This window comes from Pseudomonas sp. LB3P14, assembly GCF_054898045.1.
Genome location: NZ_CM142714.1, coordinates 5347637 through 5367835, shown reverse-complemented (window position 1 = coordinate 5367835; position 20199 = coordinate 5347637). Strand labels below are relative to the sequence as shown.

Annotated in this window: 18 protein-coding genes; 7 read left to right on the top strand and 11 right to left on the bottom strand. The window is 59.4% G+C overall.

The window, feature by feature from the left end; translation table 11 throughout:
- Positions 1–61: 61 nt before the first annotated feature.
- A complete protein-coding gene (locus ACYZT5_RS24500; RefSeq protein WP_462047773.1) occupies positions 62–787 on the bottom strand; it encodes a response regulator transcription factor in 726 nt (241 codons plus the stop codon).
- A 765-nt stretch (positions 788–1552) separates the two neighbouring features.
- On the opposite strand from ACYZT5_RS24500, the gene ACYZT5_RS24495 reads away from it, so the two are divergent.
- Together ACYZT5_RS24495 and ACYZT5_RS24490 are read left to right on the top strand one after the other, a co-directional pair.
- Positions 1553–2548 carry a FecR family protein gene (locus ACYZT5_RS24495; RefSeq protein WP_462047772.1) on the top strand — a complete coding sequence of 332 codons (996 nt, stop codon included), beginning with the start codon at positions 1553–1555 and terminating at the stop codon, positions 2546–2548.
- 18 nt (positions 2549–2566) lie between these two features.
- Positions 2567–4879 carry a CHASE2 domain-containing protein gene (locus ACYZT5_RS24490; protein WP_462047771.1) on the top strand — a complete coding sequence of 771 codons (2313 nt, stop codon included), beginning with the start codon at positions 2567–2569 and terminating at the stop codon, positions 4877–4879.
- Between the two features lie 182 nt (positions 4880–5061).
- On the opposite strand, the gene ACYZT5_RS24485 is transcribed toward ACYZT5_RS24490, so the two are convergent.
- From ACYZT5_RS24485 to glyQ, 4 genes are all read right to left on the bottom strand, one after another.
- Complete coding sequence (locus ACYZT5_RS24485; RefSeq protein ID WP_462047770.1) at positions 5062–5841, bottom strand: lysophospholipid acyltransferase family protein; 780 nt, start codon at positions 5839–5841, stop codon at positions 5062–5064.
- Positions 5842–5904: 63 nt separating this feature from the next.
- Positions 5905–6444: a D-glycero-beta-D-manno-heptose 1,7-bisphosphate 7-phosphatase gene (gmhB, locus tag ACYZT5_RS24480; protein ID WP_462052302.1), complete on the bottom strand. Its 540-nt coding sequence runs from the start codon at positions 6442–6444 to the stop codon at positions 5905–5907.
- Between the two features lie 4 nt (positions 6445–6448).
- Positions 6449–8503 carry a glycine--tRNA ligase subunit beta gene (glyS, locus tag ACYZT5_RS24475; RefSeq protein ID WP_462047769.1) on the bottom strand — a complete coding sequence of 685 codons (2055 nt, stop codon included), beginning with the start codon at positions 8501–8503 and terminating at the stop codon, positions 6449–6451.
- Positions 8500–9453 (bottom strand): glycine--tRNA ligase subunit alpha, encoded by a 954-nt coding sequence (gene glyQ, locus ACYZT5_RS24470; protein ID WP_003213601.1) that lies wholly within the window; start codon positions 9451–9453, stop codon positions 8500–8502. The genes glyS and glyQ overlap by 4 nt, the downstream gene beginning before the upstream one ends.
- An 81-nt stretch (positions 9454–9534) precedes the next feature.
- Here glyQ and tag point away from each other — a divergent pair, with 81 nt between their 5' ends.
- Positions 9535–10092 (top strand): DNA-3-methyladenine glycosylase I, encoded by a 558-nt coding sequence (gene tag, locus ACYZT5_RS24465; RefSeq protein ID WP_462047768.1) that lies wholly within the window; start codon positions 9535–9537, stop codon positions 10090–10092.
- A 40-nt stretch (positions 10093–10132) separates the two neighbouring features.
- Entirely contained in the window at positions 10133–11020 is an 888-nt protein-coding gene (locus ACYZT5_RS24460) for a lysophospholipid acyltransferase (RefSeq protein WP_462047767.1), read from the top strand.
- A gap of 72 nt (positions 11021–11092) precedes the next feature.
- Here the strand turns inward: ACYZT5_RS24460 and ACYZT5_RS24455 are convergent, their stop codons facing one another.
- From ACYZT5_RS24455 to def, 5 genes are all read right to left on the bottom strand, one after another.
- On the bottom strand, positions 11093–11407 hold the full coding sequence (locus ACYZT5_RS24455) for a tetratricopeptide repeat protein (protein ID WP_462047766.1): 315 nt from the start codon (positions 11405–11407) through the stop codon (positions 11093–11095).
- Positions 11408–11554: 147 nt separating this feature from the next.
- The gene (trkA, locus tag ACYZT5_RS24450) at positions 11555–12928 is read right to left on the bottom strand and encodes a Trk system potassium transporter TrkA (protein ID WP_462047765.1); all 1374 of its coding nucleotides are present in this window, start codon (positions 12926–12928) and stop codon (positions 11555–11557) included.
- Between the two features lie 22 nt (positions 12929–12950).
- A complete protein-coding gene (rsmB, locus tag ACYZT5_RS24445; protein WP_462047764.1) occupies positions 12951–14261 on the bottom strand; it encodes a 16S rRNA (cytosine(967)-C(5))-methyltransferase RsmB in 1311 nt (436 codons plus the stop codon).
- Positions 14258–15217 carry a methionyl-tRNA formyltransferase gene (gene fmt, locus ACYZT5_RS24440; protein WP_462047763.1) on the bottom strand — a complete coding sequence of 320 codons (960 nt, stop codon included), beginning with the start codon at positions 15215–15217 and terminating at the stop codon, positions 14258–14260. The genes rsmB and fmt overlap by 4 nt, the downstream gene beginning before the upstream one ends.
- A 70-nt stretch (positions 15218–15287) precedes the next feature.
- Positions 15288–15794, bottom strand: coding sequence for a peptide deformylase (gene def, locus ACYZT5_RS24435; protein WP_462047762.1), 507 nt, complete (start codon positions 15792–15794; stop codon positions 15288–15290).
- 170 nt (positions 15795–15964) lie between these two features.
- Between def and ACYZT5_RS24430 the strand changes: the two genes are divergently transcribed.
- The 3 genes from ACYZT5_RS24430 to ACYZT5_RS24420 all read left to right on the top strand — a co-directional run bounded on the left by ACYZT5_RS24430 (position 15965) and on the right by ACYZT5_RS24420 (position 18789).
- The gene (locus ACYZT5_RS24430; protein WP_462047761.1) at positions 15965–16990 is read left to right on the top strand and encodes a LysM peptidoglycan-binding domain-containing protein; all 1026 of its coding nucleotides are present in this window, start codon (positions 15965–15967) and stop codon (positions 16988–16990) included.
- Positions 16991–17070: 80 nt separating this feature from the next.
- The gene (dprA, locus tag ACYZT5_RS24425; protein WP_462047760.1) at positions 17071–18177 is read left to right on the top strand and encodes a DNA-processing protein DprA; all 1107 of its coding nucleotides are present in this window, start codon (positions 17071–17073) and stop codon (positions 18175–18177) included.
- 54 nt (positions 18178–18231) lie between these two features.
- Positions 18232–18789, top strand: a complete 558-nt coding sequence (locus ACYZT5_RS24420) for an L-threonylcarbamoyladenylate synthase (protein WP_462003388.1) — start codon at positions 18232–18234, stop codon at positions 18787–18789.
- Positions 18790–18914: 125 nt separating this feature from the next.
- Here ACYZT5_RS24420 and ACYZT5_RS24415 read toward each other — a convergent pair whose 3' ends face one another.
- Complete coding sequence (locus ACYZT5_RS24415) at positions 18915–20084, bottom strand: IS4 family transposase (RefSeq protein ID WP_462046742.1); 1170 nt, start codon at positions 20082–20084, stop codon at positions 18915–18917.
- Between the last annotated feature and the right edge of the window lie 115 nt (positions 20085–20199).

The following is a 20199-nucleotide window of genomic DNA, read 5'->3' as shown; positions in this document are numbered from 1 at the left end:
CGCTAAAACGAAAAAGGCCAACGCTAAGCGTTGGCCTTTTTTATTGATCGTCGAAACGTCGTCATTCGCTAGCAGTGGCAGTGGCCACGCTCTCGAGCCGATACCCATACCCGTAAATCGTCAGCAGTTGCCAACCGCGATCAGCTGTCAGGCCCAACTTGTTGCGCAGGCGATAAATATGAGTATCCAGCGGGCGTGAGGACACTATTTCTTCATGGGTCCAAAAGCGCTCATATAAGTATTCACGGGATAGAGGTCGTCCCAGATTGGCAAACAGGCAGCGGGCGAGACGGTATTCCCGTTCGGTCAGGCTAATGGGGGTGGAGGCGCGGGTGACGGTGAGTTCGGCGTCGTCGAATTCAAGGTCATTGAAGGTCAGTATTTCGGTGGCTGCCGCGCGTTGCAGTCCATGCCGACGAAGCACCGCGCTGACCCGAGCCATCAGCTCGTTGGGACGAAACGGTTTGCTCACGTAATCGTCGGCCCCGGCGTTCAACGCCTGGACGATATCGCTTTCGGTATCGCGACTGGTGAGCATGATCGCGGCGGGTGGCACGTCCATGTGTTCACGGGTCCAACGCAACAATGACAGGCCGCTGATATCGGGCAGTTGCCAATCGAGGATCAGCAGGTCGAAGGTCTCCCGTCGAAGTTGCCGCAACAAGTCCTCTCCCCGCTCGAAGCTGTGCAACGTCCACGCCTGCTCTCCCGTGACGGGGATCTGTCGCAGTGTCTGTTCTACCCGGCGGAGTTCGGCGGGTTCGTCATCCAGTATTGCGACACGCATGCCGAGTGTTTCCTTCATCTCGTAAGTGCAAAGTGAAAACTCCTACGGGAGTTTAGGCTGATTGATTGAATCTGAACAATTGTGGCGAACTGCTGCGAATTTCCCAATTTTGGCTACGCTGATGTCACTTCGCCGGTAGGCGATGAACCATCGGCAGAATGCTCAAGAGGGACTGTGGGAATGATGCGTCTAAAGATTCTCTCTAATGGATTTACAAGGTTGGCAGCGTTGCTGTTGGCGGCTGGCCTCGGACTGGGATGCACCACGGTCCAGTGGACTCCAATCGTCGAACAGGAGACTTTACCGCGTTACTTCGGTCCAGCGGAGACAAACAGGCTTATGGGGGACTCGCCAGGCTTTGCCCCGATGCACTCCCCTCAGATGGAATCCGTACAGCTCGACATCCCTTCAACACAACAACGCTGGGTGTTTTAGCCTTCGGCCAATTCTGAACAAATATTGAGAATCCGCTCGCAAGGCCCCTTATGCGGGTAAATTCGTTCTCGCTGAGCGGCACAGGGGCATTGGGATTTGCTCCGACGCAGGGAGCGTCAACGCCAACCTGGCAGGACCGTCGATCGCCGGTTTTCGACAGTCTGCAGTTCAGGGGAAAACACACGGAGTGCCTGCTCGGTTCCGACACAGGGATGTGTCATCTCATATCCTTTGCTCCCATGGCTATCTGCCAGAGCGTCCGGTCAGGTATCGTGCGTCAAGCGTGTGGGTTTCCCGGCATGATTTCTATAAGAGCATAAAAAGCAATCCATGAACCCCATGACCTTATTGCTTCCACGCCGTTCTGGCGTCTGTCTTTTATTGGTTGCCGGCCTGATGGGATTGTTCACCCAGAGTGCATCAGCGGCTGTCGCCTCGGCAAAACGTCTGCCTTATATCGATGAAAACCAACAATGCCGTGGTCAACCGCTGCCGGCGACTGTCGAGCATCTGACCGGCGAAGCCTGGAAGCTGGACGCCAAAGGCAAGCAGACGCCACTGCAGGAAGGCATGTCGATCGACGAGCAGGAAGGCGTCAAAACCTCTCCCTCGGCGTTTGTCAGCCTGTCCCTGGGGGATGGCTCGCGGGTGGTGTTGCCCTCCAGTTCCCATATCACCCTGCATCTCAATGAAGAACATTCGGTCCCTCAGGTCATTCTTGAGCAGGGGCAGGTTGAGTCGTATGTGATCAAACGTGCCAGCGACCATGATCGCTTTCAGATCGTCACGCCGGTCGGTGTACTGGGCGTACGGGGCACGCACTTTCGGGTGCGCAACGATGACGGTGGCGAGGCGCTGCTGGAGGTTCTGAACGGACACGTGGCGGTCAACCGTGATGAGGAAACGTCGGGCTCCCGCCCTGCCCGGTCGGCTGCCAAACGGACTCAGAGCCCTGAAGCTGACGAGGTCCAGGTCATGGCCCGTCAGGGTTTGCGTATTCAGAAACAAGGCACATTGACGCCAATCGACTTGCTACCTGCCCCACGTTTGTTGGGGCAAGCCGGTCAGACGGGTAATGTGCCTGTGTGGCAATTGATCATGAAACCCATCGAAGGGGCCACGCGTTATCGGGCGCAAGTGGCCGCCGATGCTGCCTTTCTGGACATCAAGCAGGAGCAGTTTTCCAGCACGCCAGAGGTCAAATTCAGCGGGCTGAAAGCGTTTTTCTACCATGTTCGCCTGTCCGCTTATGATGCTCAGGGGTTAGAGGGAGAGACCGGGGTGTATGACATTTTCTATTACCCCAGGACCACACGTGTCCAATAGCACCCCGGTCAACGACCAATGAAGAGGCGGCCAAGGAAGGACGACCGCGAGCCCACCCAGGCTCAGCGGTTGTTTCAGCGGATGGTCCGCGAGTGGCTGTGGGTCTGTCTGATCCTGTTGCCGCTGACGGCGATGCTGTCCATGAGCCAGGGCCTGACCTTGAGCAATCTGCTGTACGACAACCTGCGCCGGCTGAGTCCGCTGCCGGTAGACCCACGAATACTCATCGTCACGATCGACGACTACAGCTTGCAGCAGCTCGGCCAATGGCCGTGGTCGCGGGCCATGCACGCGCACCTGCTGGATCGGCTCAGCGCCGCGAACGTTAAAGGCGTTCTGTTCGACGTAATCTTCAGCGAACCCGATAGCCATCCCGACAACGATCAGCTTTTGGCCCAGGCGGCCTGTCGGGCCGGGAATGTTTTCGTGCCGCTGTTGCGCGAAGGCGTCGCGCGTTATGGGCAACCCTTGGGGGAAATTGAACCGGTGGCTCCGCTGAGCCATTGCGCCAAAAGCGTCGGGCACATCAATGCCGAAGCGGATGCCGACGGAATTGTGCGCAGCGTGTATTTAAGCGAAGGACCGGCGCAAAAAACACGCCCGCAACTGGCCTGGCTGTTGTACGAAGAAACCCTTATCGACAAGAGAAATGCACCGATGCCCGGTACCCCGGCCCCGCCATCGGCGCAAGGCTGGCAGCGAGCCCACGAAATACGGATTCCTTTCATCCGTTCCGACGCGGGCTTTCCCACTGTGCCCTACGTCAGCGTATTGCGCGGCGAAGTCCCACCCGAGTTACTGCGCGATCGCTTGATCCTGATCGGCTCGACCGCGCCAGGCCTGGGCGACCGTTACGTGACACCGCAATCGGCTAGCGTCGGCACCACACCGGGCATCGAGATTCAGGCGAATATCCTCAACGGGCTGCTGCAACAACGCAACATCGTGGTTCTCGATCAGCGCTTGGCGGCGCTGCTATCGGTGGTGATTGTCGGTGGATTGCTGGGCCTGCTGTTGGTGCGTCCGCGTCGCGCCCTATGGTTGACCCTGGGTGCAATGGTGGCCGCTCTACTGGGTTCGAGCCTACTGTTGCGGCTTGGCTGGTGGTGGTCGCCGGCCGCGAGCCTGCTGGGTATGATGCTGGGCTACTTGATCTGGAATTGGCGAAGGCTGAACGCGGTGCTCGCCTATTTCGGCTGGGAACTGGCGCGCCTGGACAGCGAGCCAAAAGTCTTTCCCGAACGTCGTCGCACCCAGGCCCCGGCCGGTGATGTGCTGCAAGGGCAAATCGTCGCGCTGGAGCAGGCCATGAGCCGGACCCGCGACACCCGACGTTTCATTGCCGATGGACTTGAATACCTGCCGGTAGCGACGCTGATCAGCGATCCGAATGGGCGCATTCTACTGGCCAACCGCAAGGCTCGAGAAGTGTTTTGCCGTGGTCTGGTGGGCGAGGACATGCTCGAGCAACTGAGCGACCTGGGTTACCCGGTGCCGTCCGATGGAATGCCATCTGCGTTGTCGACCCTCGAGCCGCTGGAGTTTCGTGACACCCAGGCACGCAGCCTGCGTCTTGACCTCGCACCGCTGTTGCCGGCCGAGGGCGACTCCGTGATTGGCTGGCTACTGAGCCTCACTGACTTGAGCGTCGAGCGGGACGCCGAAGAACAGAGAGCCGTGTTGCTGCGCTTTTTGTCTCATGACCTCAGAGCTCCCCACTCGGCGATTCTGGCCTTGCTCGATGTTCAGCGGCATAGGGTGTCCGGCGACACTCAAGTGTTCAGTCAGATCGAGGTGCAGGTGCGCAAGGCGCTCAACCTGACCGAAGCTTTTGTGCTGTTGGCAAAGGCCGAGTCCGAGGCTTACCAGTTTCAGCCAAGCATGTTCGCGATGTTGTTGCTCGATACCTTCGACCAAGCTTCGAGCATCGCTCATCTAAAGAACATTCAGTTGCTGCATGACCTCGACGAAGACGCTGAAGTCCTGATCCTGGCCGATCAATCGCTCCTGACACGGGCGCTGTTCAACCTGCTGGAAAACGCCATTAAGTACAGTCCGGCGGGCTCGCGGATCTCGGTGCGGGTGAGTTGTGCCGAGGGCTGGTTGATGTGCGAGATCGCCGACCAGGGCCGAGGGATTGCCGTCGAAGAGCTTCCCGAGTTGTTCAGTCAGTATCGGCGTTTTACCTCGGCTCACGGCAGCGATGGACTGGGACTGGGGTTATCCATGGTCAAGGCCGTGGTGGATCGTCATGGCGGGAGGATTTTCTGTCATAGCGTGGTGGGGCAAGGCACGACGTTCAGTGTCCAGTTGCCGCTATTGAGCGAGTGAGCCAGACGCTTTTAACGGGCATAAAAAAACCGGCTATAACAGCCGGTTTTTTTACGCCCGAAAAAAACTTATGCACCTTTTTCAGAATCTTATGAGTTTATGAAATATGTATATAAATCATAAGCCTACAAACTAAATTCAACGTTTTTCAGCAAAACAGTACACAGGTTATCCACAGAATCTCAGACAGCCACTTGATCGGTAGCGGCCGGTGCTTGTGGGGCGGGCGGCAGCGAACCCATTTCACGCTGCATTTGCTCGTTCCAGGCCTGGACCCGATCATTCAGCTCGGCAATGGCTCGCGGCCCGCTACCCTCGGCATACATCGGCGTGCCGATGATTACGGTGATGACGCCCTGCTTCTTCGCCCAACCGGTTTTCGGCCAGAACTTGCCCGCATTGTGCGCAATCGGCAGCACCGGAAGCGCGGCATTGACCGCCAAAGCGGTACCACCTCGAGAGAATTTTCCGATGGTCCCGTAAGGAACACGTGTCCCCTCTGGGAAGATCAGGACCCAGACGCCGTCTTTCAGCAGTTCATCGCCCTTCTTCGCCACATGCTTGAGCGCCGCTTTCGGGTTGTCGCGGTCGATGGCGATCGGTCGCAGCATGGCCATGGCCCAGCCAAAGAACGGCACGAACAGCAGTGAACGCTTGAGCACCTGGCTCAACGGCTCGAAGTAAGCCGATAGAAAGAACGTCTCCCACGTGCTCTGGTGGTTCGACTGAATCACGCAGGGCTGGTCTGGCACGTTCTCGGCGCCCTTCACTTCGTAGCTGATACCGAGAAAGACTTTGCTCAGCCACAAGGCGCAGCGACACCAGTACACATTGATGAAACGATAGCGCGCCTTGAACGGCAGAAAAGGCGCGATAAAGAAGCTCAGGCTGCACCAGAGCAAGGAACTGGTGCCCAGCAGCAGGTAAAAGAGGAAGGATCTGATGGCCTGCAGTATCGACATGGCGACATTTGCCTATTCAAGCGCACTCCCGATCAATCCTTGGCCAGGAATATCAGAAGCACTCTAATTGTGGATAAGTTCTGCGGCAATCGCCGCCAGATCGTCAAAAATCAAGGTGCCTACCGGCAGGGTCTTGCCCTGAGTCTTTTCGCCTTTCCCGGTCTTAACCAAAACTGGCTGAGAATCGACGGCTTTGGCGGCCTCCAGGTCACCGAGACTGTCGCCGACGAACCATAGATTAGTCAGCGATACGTTGTAATGAGCGGCGATGGTTTTCAACATCCCGGGTTTTGGCTTGCGGCAATCGCAGCCTTCATCCGGCCCGTGCGGGCAATAGACGATCAGCCCGACCTCACCGCCCTGCTCCGCCACCAACGAGCGCAAGCGCTCGTGCATGGCGTGCAGGGTGGCGATGTCGTAATAGCCGCGAGCGATGCCCGACTGGTTGGTAGCCACCGCTACCGTCCAGCCGGCCTTGCTCAACTGCGCGATGGCTTCGATCGCACCGGGGAGTGGAATCCACTCCTCCACCGATTTGATGTAAGCGTCGGAGTCGTAATTGATCACCCCGTCCCGATCGAGAATCAGCAGTTTCAACAGCAGCCCCTCAGCCCAGCAGCGAAATGTCAGCGACGCCGAGGAACAACCCACGCAGACGTGCCAGCAACGCATAACGGTTGGCGCGGACCTTGGCATCTTCGGCGTTGACCATCACCGCTTCAAAGAACGCATCCACCGGCTCGCGCAAGGCAGCCAGGCGTGCCAGCGATTCGCTGTACTGACGCGCAGCGGCCATTGGCTGGACAGCCTGGTCAGCCTGCTGGATCGCCGAATACAGGGAGAACTCGTTGGCGTTGTCGAAGTACTTGGCTTCCACGACCGACGGAACAGAGCCTTCTACCTTGCTCAGCAAGTTCGAAACGCGCTTGTTCACCGCGGCCAGGGCAGCGGCTTCCGGCAACTTGCGGAACGCCTCTACCGCTTGTACGCGCTGATCGAAGTCCAGCGCCGAACCCGGCTTCAGGGCACGCACCGACAGGTACGTCCCGACATCAACGCCTTCGTCTTCGTAACGGGCACGCAGACGGTCGAAGATGAACTCCAGCACCGAGTCGTTCAGGCCAGCCGCCTTGACCTTGGTACCGAACGCATTCACGGCGTAAGCCACGGCGTCGTTCAGGTCGAGGTCGAGTTTCTTGTCGATCAGGATTCGCAATACACCCAGCGCTGCACGGCGCAGGGCATACGGGTCTTTGCTACCGGTCGGCAGCATGCCGATGCCGAAAATGCCGACCAGCGTGTCGAGTTTGTCAGCAATAGCCACGGCCGCACCGGTCAGGGTGGTCGGCAGTTCAGCGCCGGCACCGCGCGGCATGTACTGCTCGTTCAGGGCCAGTGCAACATCTTGCGGCTCGCCGTCATTGAGGGCGTAGTAGTAGCCGGCAACACCTTGCATCTCCGGGAACTCACCGACCATCTCGGTCGCCAGGTCGCACTTGGACAACAGGCCAGCGCGGGAAGCCCACGCTGCGTTGCCGCCAATGCGTTGAGCGATAAACGCGGCGAGTTTGGAAACGCGCTCGGCCTTGTCGTAGACGCTGCCGAGTTTTTCCTGGAACACCACGTTCTGCAGACGCAGGTTGAAGTCTTCGAGTTTCTGCTTCTTGTCTTGCTTGAAGAAGAACTCGGCGTCGGTCAGGCGTGGACGAACCACTTTCTCGTTACCGGCGATGATCTGTTGCGGGTCTTTGCTTTCGATGTTGGCCACAGTAATGAAACGTGGCAGCAACTTGCCGTCGGCATCCAGCAGGCAGAAATACTTCTGGTTGTCCTGCATGGTGGTGATCAGCGCTTCTTGCGGCACATCGAGGAAACGTTCCTCGAACGAGCACACCAGCGGCACCGGCCATTCAACCAGCGCGGTCACTTCGTCGAGCAGGGCTGGCGGAACGATCGCCGTCCCTTCCTGCATCGTTGCCAACTCTTCGACGCGCTTGCTGATCAGTTCGCGACGCTCATTGGCATCGGCCAATACGTAAGCGGCACGCAGGTCGGTCAGGTAGTTGGCCGGCGAGGTGATGCGCACACTTTCCGGGTGATGGAAGCGGTGACCACGGGAATCGCGACCCGATTTCTGGGCGAGGAGGGTGCAGTCGATGACCTGGTCACCGAGCAGCATCACCAGCCACTGAGTCGGGCGAACGAACTCTTCCTTGCGAGCACCCCAGCGCATACGCTTGGGGATCGGCAGGTCGTTCAGGGAATCTTCGACGATGGTCGGCAGCAGGCTCGCAGTCGGTTTGCCGGCGATGCTTTGGCTGTAGCGCAGTTTCGCGCCGCTCTGATCGATTTCGCTCAGGTCGACGCCGCACTTCTTGGCGAAGCCCAGTGCCGCTTGAGTCGGATTGCCTTCGGCATCGAACGCGGCCTGACGTGGCGGGCCATCGAGGTTGATGTTGCGATCAGGTTGCTGAGTCGCCAGCGAAGTGATCAGCACAGCCAGGCGACGTGGCGCGGCGTAGACGGTTTTGGTCTCGTAGTTCAGGCCGGCGGCTTGCAGGCCCTTGTCGATACCGGCCAGGAACGCGTCGGCCAGGGTGTTCAGGGCTTTGGGTGGCAGTTCTTCAGTGCCCAGTTCAACCAGAAAATCTTGAGCACTCATTGTGCAGCCTCCAGCTTAGCCAACACTTCATCACGCAGGTCCGGGGTCGCCATCGGGAAGCCCAGCTTGGCGCGAGCCAGCAGGTAGGCTTGCGCAACGGAACGCGCCAGGGTGCGGACACGCAGAATGTATTGCTGACGCGCGGTCACCGAGATCGCTCGGCGAGCATCCAGCAGGTTGAAGGTATGGGACGCCTTCAACACCATTTCGTAGCTCGGCAACGGTAGCGGCTGATCGAGTTCGATCAGGCGCTTGGCTTCGCTTTCGTAGAAATCGAACAGTTCGAACAGCTTCTCGACGTTGGCGTGTTCGAAGTTGTAGGTCGATTGCTCCACTTCGTTCTGGTGGAACACGTCGCCGTAGGTCACTTTGCCGAACGGACCGTCAGCCCAGACCAGGTCGTAGACCGAGTCCACGCCTTGCAGGTACATGGCCAGGCGCTCGAGACCGTAAGTGATCTCGCCGGTCACCGGGTAGCACTCGATGCCGCCTGCTTGCTGGAAGTAAGTGAACTGCGTCACTTCCATGCCGTTGAGCCAGACTTCCCAGCCCAGACCCCAGGCGCCGAGGGTCGGCGATTCCCAGTTGTCTTCAACAAAGCGAATGTCGTGGACCAAGGGGTCCAGACCGACATGCTTCAGGGAGCCCAGGTACAGTTCCTGGAAGTTGTCCGGGTTCGGCTTCAGTACTACCTGGAATTGATAGTAGTGCTGCAGACGGTTCGGGTTTTCACCGTAGCGGCCGTCAGTCGGGCGACGACTGGGCTGCACATAAGCGGCGTTCCAGGTTTCCGGGCCAATGGCGCGCAGGAACGTGGCAGTGTGGAAAGTCCCGGCGCCTACTTCCATATCGTAGGGCTGAAGTACCACACAACCTTGCTCGGCCCAGTATTGCTGGAGGGCGAGGATCAAGTCTTGGAAGGTACGCACGGCTGGCGTAGGCTGGCTCACGAAATTCACCTGTTTCTTGGGCTGCGATTTAAAGAGCGGGAGTATACCCGATTCGGTCCTGCGCACGCCCCCTGGAGCCTTATGCCACGCTGCTTTTGGTGTTCCGAAGATCCGCTGTACATGGCTTATCACGATCAGGAGTGGGGTACGCCGCTACGCGATGCGCAGGGATTGTTCGAGTTGCTTTTGCTCGAAGGGTTCCAGGCCGGCCTTTCCTGGATCACCGTGCTGCGTAAACGTGAGCGTTATCGCGAGGTGCTGTTCGGCTTTGACGTACAGCGCGTGGCGCAAATGAGCGACGCCGAAATCGATGAATTGATGCTCGATCCGGGCATCATTCGCAATCGCCTCAAACTCAACGCGGCCCGGCGCAACGCCCAGGCCTGGCTGGCGCTGGAAGATCCGGTGGAATTTCTCTGGTCCTTCGTCGACGGCAAGCCTGTGATCAATCATTTCAAGGATCGCAGCGAAGTGCCGGCCGTGACGCCGACTGCCGTGGAGATGAGCAAAGGCCTGAAAAAGGCCGGCTTCACCTTCGTCGGCCCGACTATTTGCTACGCGCTGATGCAGGCTTCGGGGATGGTCATGGACCACACTGAGGATTGCGATCGCTACGCGACGCTGGCGAACGGCGGTTAGAATAGCCGCCTCGCGCACAGCACAAGATCAGGAGTGACCTGTGGATAAGTTTAAAGGCGCCTTGCTGGTAGGCGCTCTGCGGCTGTTTGCCCTGCTCCCGTGGCGGGCAGTGCAGGCAGTGGGCTCGGTCATCGGCTGGGTGATGTGGAAAACCCCTAACCGTTCCCGCGATGTGGTGCGGATCAATCTCGCCAAGTGCTTTCCGGAGATGGACCCTGCTGAACGGGAGCGTCTGGTCGGCCAGAGTCTGAGAGACATTGGCAAGTCCCTGACCGAAAGCGCCTGCGCCTGGATCTGGCCGGCCCAGCGCTCCATCGACCTGGTGCGTGAAGTCGAAGGTCTCGACGTATTAAAGGACGCCCTCGCCTCCGGCAAAGGTGTGGTCGGTATCACCAGCCACCTGGGCAATTGGGAAGTGTTGAACCACTTCTATTGCAGCCAGTGCAAACCGATCATTTTCTATCGCCCGCCGAAATTGAAGGCTGTGGATGAATTGCTGCGCAAGCAGCGGGTGCAATTGGGTAATAAGGTCGCCGCTTCCACCAAGGAAGGCATTCTCAGCGTCATCAAGGAAGTGCGCAAAGGTGGTGCAGTGGGGATTCCCGCTGACCCGGAACCGGCCGAATCCGCCGGGATCTTTGTGCCGTTCTTCGCCACACAGGCCCTGACCAGCAAGTTCGTACCGAACATGCTCGCTGGCGGCAAAGCGGTCGGCGTGTTCCTGCATGCGCTACGTTTGCCGGACGGTTCGGGTTACAAAGTGATCCTCGAAGCCGCGCCAGAAGCCATGTACAGCACCGATACCGAGACGTCTTGCGCGGCCATGAGCCAGGTAGTCGAGCGCTATGTGCGGGCGTATCCGAGCCAGTACATGTGGAGCATGAAGCGCTTCAAGAAGCGTCCGCCGGGTGAAGAACGCTGGTATTGAGTTGATTGGCATGATCTGTGGATAACTTTGGGTGCAGGGTTATCCACAACCGTTGGCCCGCGTTACCTCTGATCAATGAGCCAGACGCTCAAGCTTCTTCAGAAACACCGTCATTTCTTTTTCTGCCTGCTTGTCGCCATGGGCGCGAGCGGCTTCCAGGCCCTGTTCCCACGCCTGACGTGCGGACGCGAAATCCTCCAGCCCCAGATGGGCCTTGCCCAATAGCTTCCAGGCCGCCGAATACTTCGGATCGAATTCGACGCAACGCTGGAAATGCTCGGCGGCCTTGGCGTTTTCCCCAAGATCCAGGTAACCCTTGCCCAGCCCGAAGCGCAGCAATGAGTTATCCACACCCTTGGCGAGCATTTTTTCCAGGGATTCGAGCATTTTTCGCACCTCTTTCAGTGATCGTTCCCACGTCGAGGCGTCGAACCGTCCGCGTGGGAATGCAGCCCGGGACGCTCCGCGTCCCATCCAAAGCCGAACGCGGAGCGTCCGTTGAGGCATTCCCACGCAGAGCGTGGGAACGATCAGTTAGAAGAAGCTGAGTCCCACATGGAACAGCTTTTCCACATCCCGAATATGCTTCTTATCCACAAGGAACAGAATCACATGGTCGCCCGCTGCGATCACCGTGTCGTCGTGGGCAATGATCACCTCTTCGTCGCGGATGATTGCGCCAATGGTGGTGCCCGGCGGCAAACCAATGTTCTCAATGGACTTGCCGATGACCTTACTCGACTTCTCATCACCGTGGGCAATCGCCTCGATGGCTTCCGCCGCGCCCCGGCGCAATGAGTGCACGCTGACGATATCGCCGCGGCGCACGTGGGCCAGTAACGTGCCGATGGTCGCCAACTGCGGGCTGATGGCGATGTCGATGTCGCCGCCCTGGATCAGGTCGACGTAGGCCGGGTTGTTGATGATGGTCATCACCTTCTTCGCGCCCAGGCGCTTGGCCAGCAGCGACGACATGATGTTGGCTTCGTCGTCGTTGGTCAGGGCCAGGAAAAGGTCAGCGTCGGCGATGTTCTCTTCCAGCAGCAGATCCCGATCCGAAGCGCTGCCCTGCAGCACCACGGTGCTGTCGAGGTTGTCCGAGAGATGACGGCAGCGCGTCGGGTTCATCTCGATGATCTTCACTTGGTAACGACTTTCGATGGCCTCGGCCAGACGTTCACCAATCTGTCCGCCACCGGCGATAACGATGCGCTTGTAGCTCTCATCGAGGCGGCGCATTTCGCTCATCACCGCGCGAATATTCGCCTTCGCTGCGATGAAAAAGACTTCGTCGTCCGCCTCGATCACCGTATCGCCCTGAGGAAGGATCGGCCGATCGCGACGGAAAATCGCCGCGACTCGGGTTTCGACATTCGGCATGTGTTCACGCAACTGGCGCAGTTGCTGGCCCACCAGTGGGCCGCCGTAGTACGCCTTGACCGCCACCAATTGCGCCTTGCCTTCGGCAAAGTCGATCACCTGCAAGGCGCCCGGATGCTGGATCAGGCGCTTGATGTAGTTGGTGACCACTTGTTCCGGGCTGATCAGCACGTCCACCGGAATCGCTTCGTTGTCGAACAGCTCGGAGCGAGTCAGGTACGCGGCTTCGCGAACCCGGGCGATCTTGGTCGGGGTGTGAAACAGGGTGTGGGCAACCTGGCAGGCAACCATGTTGGTTTCGTCGCTGCTGGTCACCGCCACCAGCATGTCGGCGTCGTCCGCGCCGGCTTGACGCAGCACCGTCGGCAGTGAGCCGCGGCCTTGCACGGTGCGGATGTCCAGCCGATCACCGAGATCGCGCAGGCGTTCGCCGTCGGTGTCGACCACCGTGATGTCGTTGGCCTCACTGGCCAAATGTTCCGCCAGCGAACCGCCGACCTGCCCCGCACCGAGGATGATGATTTTCATCCAGTCACTCCATTGAATCCATTTAACCGCGCGCGGCGGCGATCTTGATCAGCTTGGCGTAGTAGAACCCGTCGTGGCCGCCTTCCTGGGCCAGCAACTGGCGACCATGAGGCTGCTTGATGCCGGCCGCCGTGGCGAGGTCCAGTTCACGGGCGCCTGGCGTGCGAGCGAGGAACGCTTCGATGACTTCAGTGTTCTCGGTTGGCAGCGTGGAGCATGTTGCATAAAGCAGAATGCCGCCGACTTCCAGCGTTAGCCACATGGCGTCCAGCAGCTCGCCCTGAAGCACCGCCAGTGCGGCGATGTCATCAGGTTGGCGGGTCAGCTTGATGTCGGGATGACGACGGATGACGCCGGTGGCCGAACACGGCGCGTCCAGCAGAATGCGTTGAAACGGTTTGCCGTCCCACCAGGTGGCGGTGTCGCGGCCGTCGGCGGCGATCAGTTCGGCGCTGAGGCCCAGGCGTGCGAGGTTTTCCCGCACTCGCACCAGACGTTTGGCTTCCAGGTCCACCGCCACGACGCCGGCGAGTGCCGGCTCGGCTTCAAGAATATGGCAGGTCTTGCCGCCCGGTGCGCAGCAGGCGTCCAGCACCCGTTGGCCTGGCGCCAGGTCCAGCAGATCGGCAGCCAGTTGCGCGGCTTCGTCCTGCACGCTGATCCAGCCTTCGGCGAAACCTGGCAGGCTGCGCACGTCGGCTGCTGCGTCGAGGATGATGCCGTCCTGACTGTAAACGCACGGCGTGGCGGCGATGCCGGCTTCGGTCAGCAACGCGAGATAAGCATCGCGGGTGTGATGGCGACGGTTAACTCGCAGAATCATCGGCGGATGCGCGTTGTTCGCCACACAGATGGCTTCCCACTGTTCAGGCCAGAAAGCCTTGAGGGACTTTTGCAGCCAGCGCGGATGGGCGGTGCGCACCACCGGGTCGTGTTCCAGCTCGGCCAGCAGCGCTTCGCTTTCCCGCTGGGCGCGACGCAACACGGCGTTGAGCAAAGCCTTGGCCCAAGGCTTTTTCAGCTTGTCGGCGCAACCCACGGTTTCACCGATGGCGGCGTGGGCCGGGACCCGGGTGTAGAGCAATTGATAAAGACCGACCAGCAACAGCGCTTCGACATCGGCGTCGGCGGCCTTGAACGGCTTCTGCAGCAATTTGGCCGCCAGCGCTGACAAACGCGGCTGCCAGCGAGCGGTGCCAAACGCCAGGTCCTGGGTGAAGCCGCGGTCGCGGTCTTCGACCTTGTCCATCTGCGTCGGCAGGGAACTATTGAGTGAGGCTTTTCCGTTAAGAACAGCAGCAAGTGCCTTGGCGGCGGCCAGACGTGGATTCATTGAGCGTCCGCCGCTTGACCGAGGACGGTGCCGACGGCGAATTTCTCACGACGGCTGTTGAACAAGTCGCTGAAGTTCAGCGCCTTGCCGCCGGGGAGTTGCAGCCGGGTCAGACACAGGGCTTGCTGACCGCAGGCGACGATCAAACCGTCCTTGCTGGCGCTGAGGATTTCCCCCGGCGCGCCCTGCCCTTCGGCGAGGCTCGCGGCCAGCACTTTCAGCGCTTCGCCGTTCAGCGTGCTGTGGGTGATTGGCCATGGGTTGAAGGCGCGGACCAGTCGCTCCAGCTCAACCGCCGGGCGGCTCCAGTCGATTCGCGCTTCGTCTTTGTTCAATTTGTGAGCGTAGGTGGCGAGGCTGTCGTCCTGCACTTCACCTTCCAGAGTGCCCGCAGCGAGTCCGGCAATCGCCTGGATCACCGCCGGTGGGCCCATTTCCGCCAGACGGTCGTGGAGGCTGCCGCCGGTGTCTTCACCGGTGATCGGCGTGGTGACTTTCAGCAGCATCGGGCCGGTGTCGAGGCCCAACTCCATACGCATCACAGTCACACCGCTTTCGCTGTCGCCCGCTTCAACAGCGCGCTGGATCGGCGCCGCACCGCGCCAGCGTGGCAGCAAGGATGCGTGGCTGTTGATGCAGACAAGGCGCGGAATATCCAGCACCACTTGCGGCAGGATCAGGCCGTAGGCGACCACCACCAGCAAATCCGGCTTGAGCGCGGCCAGTTCAGCCTGAGCGTCTTCGTTGCGCAGCGTCGGCGGTTGCAGCACCGGAATGTTGTTTTCCAGCGCCAGCTGCTTGACCGGGCTCGGCATCAGCTTTTGCCCACGGCCCGCCGGACGGTCCGGTTGGGTGTAGACCGCGACGATCTCATAAGGGCTGTCGAGCAGGGCCTTGAGGTGTTCGGCGGCGAATTCCGGGGTGCCGGCAAAGACGATGCGCAGTGGCTCAGTCATGGAAGCTCTCTATTACAAAGCAGTCGCAAAAGAAAAAGGCTTGCCGCAGCAAGCCTTTGAAAGGAGGGCATCAAGCGTTCTGGCGATGGAGCTTTTCCAGTTTCTTCTTGATTCGGTCGCGTTTGAGAGTGGACAGGTAGTCGACGAACAATTTGCCGTTCAGGTGGTCGCATTCATGCTGGATGCACACCGCGAGCAGGCCTTCGGCGATCAGTTCGTAAGGCTGGCCGTCACGGTCCAGGGCCTTGATCTTGACCTTCTGCGGGCGATCGACGTTTTCGTAGAAGCCCGGCACAGAGAGGCAGCCTTCCTGATATTGCTCCATCTCGTCGGTCAGGGTTTCGAACTCGGGGTTGATGAACACCCGTGGTTCGCTGCGGTCTTCGGAGAGGTCCATCACGACGATACGTTTGTGCACGTTCACCTGGGTCGCGGCGAGACCGATGCCTGGCGCTTCATACATTGTTTCAAACATGTCATCGACCAACTGACGCACTTCGTCGTCCACTACGGCCACAGGTTTGGCGATAGTGCGCAGGCGCGAGTCGGGGAATTCGAGGATGTCTAAAATGGCCATAAGCTTAATTGCTGCACGTGTGAGGTAATGTCGGGTCGATGACCTGGCGGGTCCGAAGATGCAGGCTACCGTTGTAAAACGCAGCCCCCTGCTTTTCAGGAGTGAGCCGGGAGCGAGCCACGAGGGCTCTGGCGTTTCACGTGAACGCACATAATAAAGGGATTCACCGCATGAGGAAATCACTACTCGCCTTGCTGCTTCTGGCCTCGGCCGGTTTGGCGCACGGGCAAGTGCAACTCAAGGAAGGTTTTCCACAGCAATACACCGTGGTATCGGGTGACACACTCTGGGACATATCGGGAAAATTCCTCCGTGAGCCGTGGAAATGGCCGGAGCTCTGGCAGGCCAATCCACAGATCGAAAACCCCAATCTCATCTACCCTGGCGACTCGCTTTCGCTGGTCTACGTCAATGGCCAACCGCGCCTGACCCTCAACCGCGGCGCCTCCCGGGGCACCATCAAGCTTTCGCCACGCGTCCGCAGCAGCCCGGTAGCCGACGCCATCCCGAGCATTCCGCTGCAATCGATCAACAGCTTTCTGCTGAGCAACCGCATCGTCGACACGGTCGAGGACTTCGACAAGGCGCCTTATATCGTCGCCGGCGATGCCGAACGCGTGCTCAGTGGCACCGGTGACCGAATCTTCGCTCGCGGCCACTTCGACCCGGCCCAGCCGGTTTACGGCATCTTCCGTCAGGGCAAGATCTACACCGACCCTGACAGTAAAGAGTTTTTGGGGATCAATGCCGACGACATCGGCGGTGGCGAAATTGTGGCCACCGAAGGCGACGTCGCCACACTGGCGCTGCAACGCACCACTCAGGAGGTCCGTCTCGGCGACCGCTTGTTCAGCGGTGAAGAGCGATCGATCAACTCGACCTTCATGCCCAGTGCGCCAACCACCGAGATCAACGGGTTGATCATCGACGTGCCGCGCGGTGTCACGCAGATTGGCGCACTGGATGTGGTCACGCTGAACAAGGGCCGGCGCGATGGTCTCGCCGAAGGCAATGTGCTGGTGGTGATGAAAACCGGCGAGACCGTGCGTGACCGAATCACTGGTCAGCCACTGAAAATCCCGGATGAGCGCGCTGGTTTGCTGATGGTTTTCCGCACCTACGACAGGCTCAGCTACGGGCTGGTGCTCAATGCATCACGCTCCCTGGCGGTCTGGGACAAGGTGCGAAATCCGTAAGCAGGCTCCACAAGTTACCAACAGAGTTATCCACAGCTTATTCCCGTTTGAACGGGGCTCATAACGATCAAGGATGATCCATGTCACTGCCTGCTTTTGCACCGGTTTCCCCTGCGGAACTGGAAGCTCGTTTACGTTTGCATCGACTACCGGAGCTCGGCCCTGCGCGGTTCAAGAAACTGCTTGAGGCTTTCGGCTCGGCCTCCAAGGCTATCAGCGCGCCCGCCAGTGCCTGGCGTTCGCTGGGTTTGCCCCTCGCTTGCGCGCAGGCCAGGCGCTCCACTGAGATCCGCGATGGTGCGGGCCACGCATTGGCCTGGTTAGAGCGCCCTGGCCAGCATTTACTGATGTGGGACCAGCCTGACTATCCGGCGCTGCTGGCGGAAATCAGTGATGCGCCGCCGCTGTTATTCGTTGCCGGCGATCCGGGCATTCTGGAAAAACCGCAACTGGCGATGGTCGGTAGTCGTCGCGCGTCGCGGCCGGGCATGGACACCGCCGCCGCCTTTTCCCGCAGTTTGGCTGGCGCCGGTTTTGTCATTACCAGCGGTTTGGCGCTGGGCATTGATGCTGCCGCGCATCAAGCCGCTTTGGACGTGGGCGGGCGAACGGTCGGTGTACTTGGCACGGGACTTGAAAAGTTTTATCCACAGCGCAATCGACGGCTGGCGGACGCCATGATCCACTCGGGCAGCGCGGTGATTTCGGAGTTCCCGCTGGACGCCGGTCCCAGCGCCAGCAACTTCCCCCGGCGCAATCGAATTATCAGCGGTTTATCCCTCGGCGTGCTGGTGGTCGAAGCGAGTGTCGCCAGCGGTTCGTTGATCACCGCGAGGCTGGCGGCGGAACAAGGGCGCGAGGTGTATGCAATTCCGGGGTCGATCCACCACCCTGGTGCCAAGGGGTGTCATCAGCTGATTCGCGACGGCGCGGTACTGGTGGAAACCATCGAGCATATCCTCGAAGCCTTGCGTGGCTGGCAACGGTTGCCGTTATCCACAGAAACGCCCTCGGTGGCGGCGACTCATCCCTTGCTTATGCTGCTACACGCGGCGCCCCATACCAGTGAAGCGTTGTCTGTCAGCAGCGGCTGGGCCTTGCCCAAAGTGCTGGCAGCGCTGACGGAACTGGAAATGGACGGCCGTGCGGTCTGCGAAAGCGGGCGCTGGTTTGCGCGGGTGAGCTAGGTTTTATAAGGAAGATCGGTAAACTGCGCAGAGCCTTATTCCGGAGAGTTTTTCATGGTCAACAGTTGGCGTGTGCAACAAGCCGCACGAGCAATTCGCGCAGGGGCGGTGATTGCCTACCCAACCGAAGCTGTCTGGGGCCTGGGTTGCGACCCGTGGGACGAAGAAGCGGTGGATCGTCTGCTGCTGATCAAGGGACGGTCTGTGGATAAAGGCCTGATTCTGGTCGCCGACAACATTCGCCAGTTCGACTTCCTCTTCGAAGACTTCCCGGAACTGTGGATGGACCGCATGGCCAGCACCTGGCCGGGGCCGAATACCTGGCTAGTGCCGCATCAGAATCTGTTGCCCGAGTGGATTACCGGTGTGCATGAAACGGTGGCATTGCGCGTCAGCGATCATCCGCAGGTGCGGGATTTGTGCGCGTTGGTGGGGCCACTGGTGTCGACCTCGGCCAATCCACAGGGCCGGCCGGCGGCGCGGACGCGGATTCGTGTCGAGCAGTACTTCCGTGGACAGGTTGATTTGGTGCTGGGCGGTAACCTCGGGGGTCGCAAGAACCCGAGCGTCATCCGCGATCTCGCGACCGGCAAGGTTTTACGCCCGGACTAGCACCTGATCGTTCCCACGCTCTGCGTGGGAATGCCTCACCGGACGCGCAGCAATCGCTCTTGGGACGCAGAGCGTCCCGGGCTGCATTCCCACGCAGAGCGTCACTAGTGTCCGGTAAACATGCTTCATAGCGGAAGGCTGCCTTGGGCAGCCTTCAACTTTTCTCGCTCCTGCCTTCGTCGATCCCTCAATACTGGGGTTTCGGGTCGTTCAAACAGGACATGAACTATGCGAACCGTCAGCTCGAACAACGAGCCGGTAAATCCTGAGCGACGATGGAATATTTGCAGTAACAGATAGCTGATCAAGGCACTGTAAATCTGCAAACGCACCGCATTTTCGGAGTAGGCATAAAAGCGTTTGAGCTTCAGATGTTGTTTGATCCACTTGAAAAATAGCTCGATCTGCCAACGATCTTTGTACAAGGACGCGATTTCTTCAGCTGTCCTCGTGAAGTCGTTGGTCACCAGAACTAATGGGGTCGCATGCCCCTCGCGCTCAACCACGACGCGTCTTACCGACTTTTCCCAGTAGTCGTTCAGGCGTTTGCCGGCCAAATGTTTTTTGCCAAACTGGACAACTTCATCGGTCATGACCGAGCTTTGCTCAGTCACGGTCGAGTGCTCATGCAGCACTTTGATATTGGCGTTTTTCTTCAGGCGGGTGACGAAAAAAGCACCTTTGGTCTGCAACTTGTGCCACCAGTTGTAATCGCAGTAGCCCTTGTCGAAAACATACGTCATGCCGGCCTGGATCGGCATTTCCAGTGCATCGCTCAGGTCGTTGACGTTGGCAGGCGTAATGTTCACGTACACCGGGGCCAGTTGCGCCAGATCCAGCCCGACATGCACTTTGAGGCCTTGGGTGATGCGGGTTTTCGTCGCGGCTGTCCAGCCATCGAAGTGAGGTCCGCGCAAGCTGATCGACGTGGAGTCAATCAGGCTAACCATAGCCCCGACCTCCTTGCGCTGCTGGCGGCTGACGGCGCTCATCAGGTACCCGCAAAGGTCCTGTAATGGCCGGTAGTCACGCTTGTTCAAGGCATCGGACATTGTCGAGCGGGCAATAGGGCCGGCTTTGAGATGGTAGCTATGCGGGCCGAAATTTTCGGAGATAGTCGCCAAGGACCGCAGGCTTGAGGCTTGGGTCAAATGGCCGCTGATTAGTGTTACCAGCAATTGCCAGGTCGTGCAGCGTTTGACGTAGCGATCAGCTTGGTGTGTTTCGATGGATTGCTGGAAAAACTGGCGCGGGATCGCACTGAGTAGTTGGGTTAAACGGGTGCTGGAAAACATAAGTCAAAATCGAGTCTGAAAAGTCCGATTATGCCTCACAGCCGCCAACAGCAAGGGGGAGCAAGCTCCCCCCTCGTGTTTTACCGGACACTAGTGACGCAGAGCGTGGGAACGA

Coding starts and splice junctions, on each gene's coding strand:
- ACYZT5_RS24500 (WP_462047773.1), bottom strand. CDS start 787: ATGCGTGTCGCAATACTGGATGACGAACCCGCCGAACTCCGCCGGGTA.
- ACYZT5_RS24495 (WP_462047772.1), top strand. CDS start 1,553: ATGAACCCCATGACCTTATTGCTTCCACGCCGTTCTGGCGTCTGTCTT.
- ACYZT5_RS24490 (WP_462047771.1), top strand. CDS start 2,567: ATGAAGAGGCGGCCAAGGAAGGACGACCGCGAGCCCACCCAGGCTCAG.
- ACYZT5_RS24485 (WP_462047770.1), bottom strand. CDS start 5,841: ATGTCGATACTGCAGGCCATCAGATCCTTCCTCTTTTACCTGCTGCTG.
- glyS (WP_462047769.1), bottom strand. CDS start 8,503: ATGAGTGCTCAAGATTTTCTGGTTGAACTGGGCACTGAAGAACTGCCA.
- tag (WP_462047768.1), top strand. CDS start 9,535: ATGCCACGCTGCTTTTGGTGTTCCGAAGATCCGCTGTACATGGCTTAT.
- ACYZT5_RS24455 (WP_462047766.1), bottom strand. CDS start 11,407: ATGCTCGAATCCCTGGAAAAAATGCTCGCCAAGGGTGTGGATAACTCA.
- trkA (WP_462047765.1), bottom strand. CDS start 12,928: ATGAAAATCATCATCCTCGGTGCGGGGCAGGTCGGCGGTTCGCTGGCG.
- rsmB (WP_462047764.1), bottom strand. CDS start 14,261: ATGAATCCACGTCTGGCCGCCGCCAAGGCACTTGCTGCTGTTCTTAAC.
- fmt (WP_462047763.1), bottom strand. CDS start 15,217: ATGACTGAGCCACTGCGCATCGTCTTTGCCGGCACCCCGGAATTCGCC.
- def (WP_462047762.1), bottom strand. CDS start 15,794: ATGGCCATTTTAGACATCCTCGAATTCCCCGACTCGCGCCTGCGCACT.
- ACYZT5_RS24430 (WP_462047761.1), top strand. CDS start 15,965: ATGAGGAAATCACTACTCGCCTTGCTGCTTCTGGCCTCGGCCGGTTTG.
- dprA (WP_462047760.1), top strand. CDS start 17,071: ATGTCACTGCCTGCTTTTGCACCGGTTTCCCCTGCGGAACTGGAAGCT.
- ACYZT5_RS24420 (WP_462003388.1), top strand. CDS start 18,232: ATGGTCAACAGTTGGCGTGTGCAACAAGCCGCACGAGCAATTCGCGCA.
- ACYZT5_RS24415 (WP_462046742.1), bottom strand. CDS start 20,084: ATGTTTTCCAGCACCCGTTTAACCCAACTACTCAGTGCGATCCCGCGC.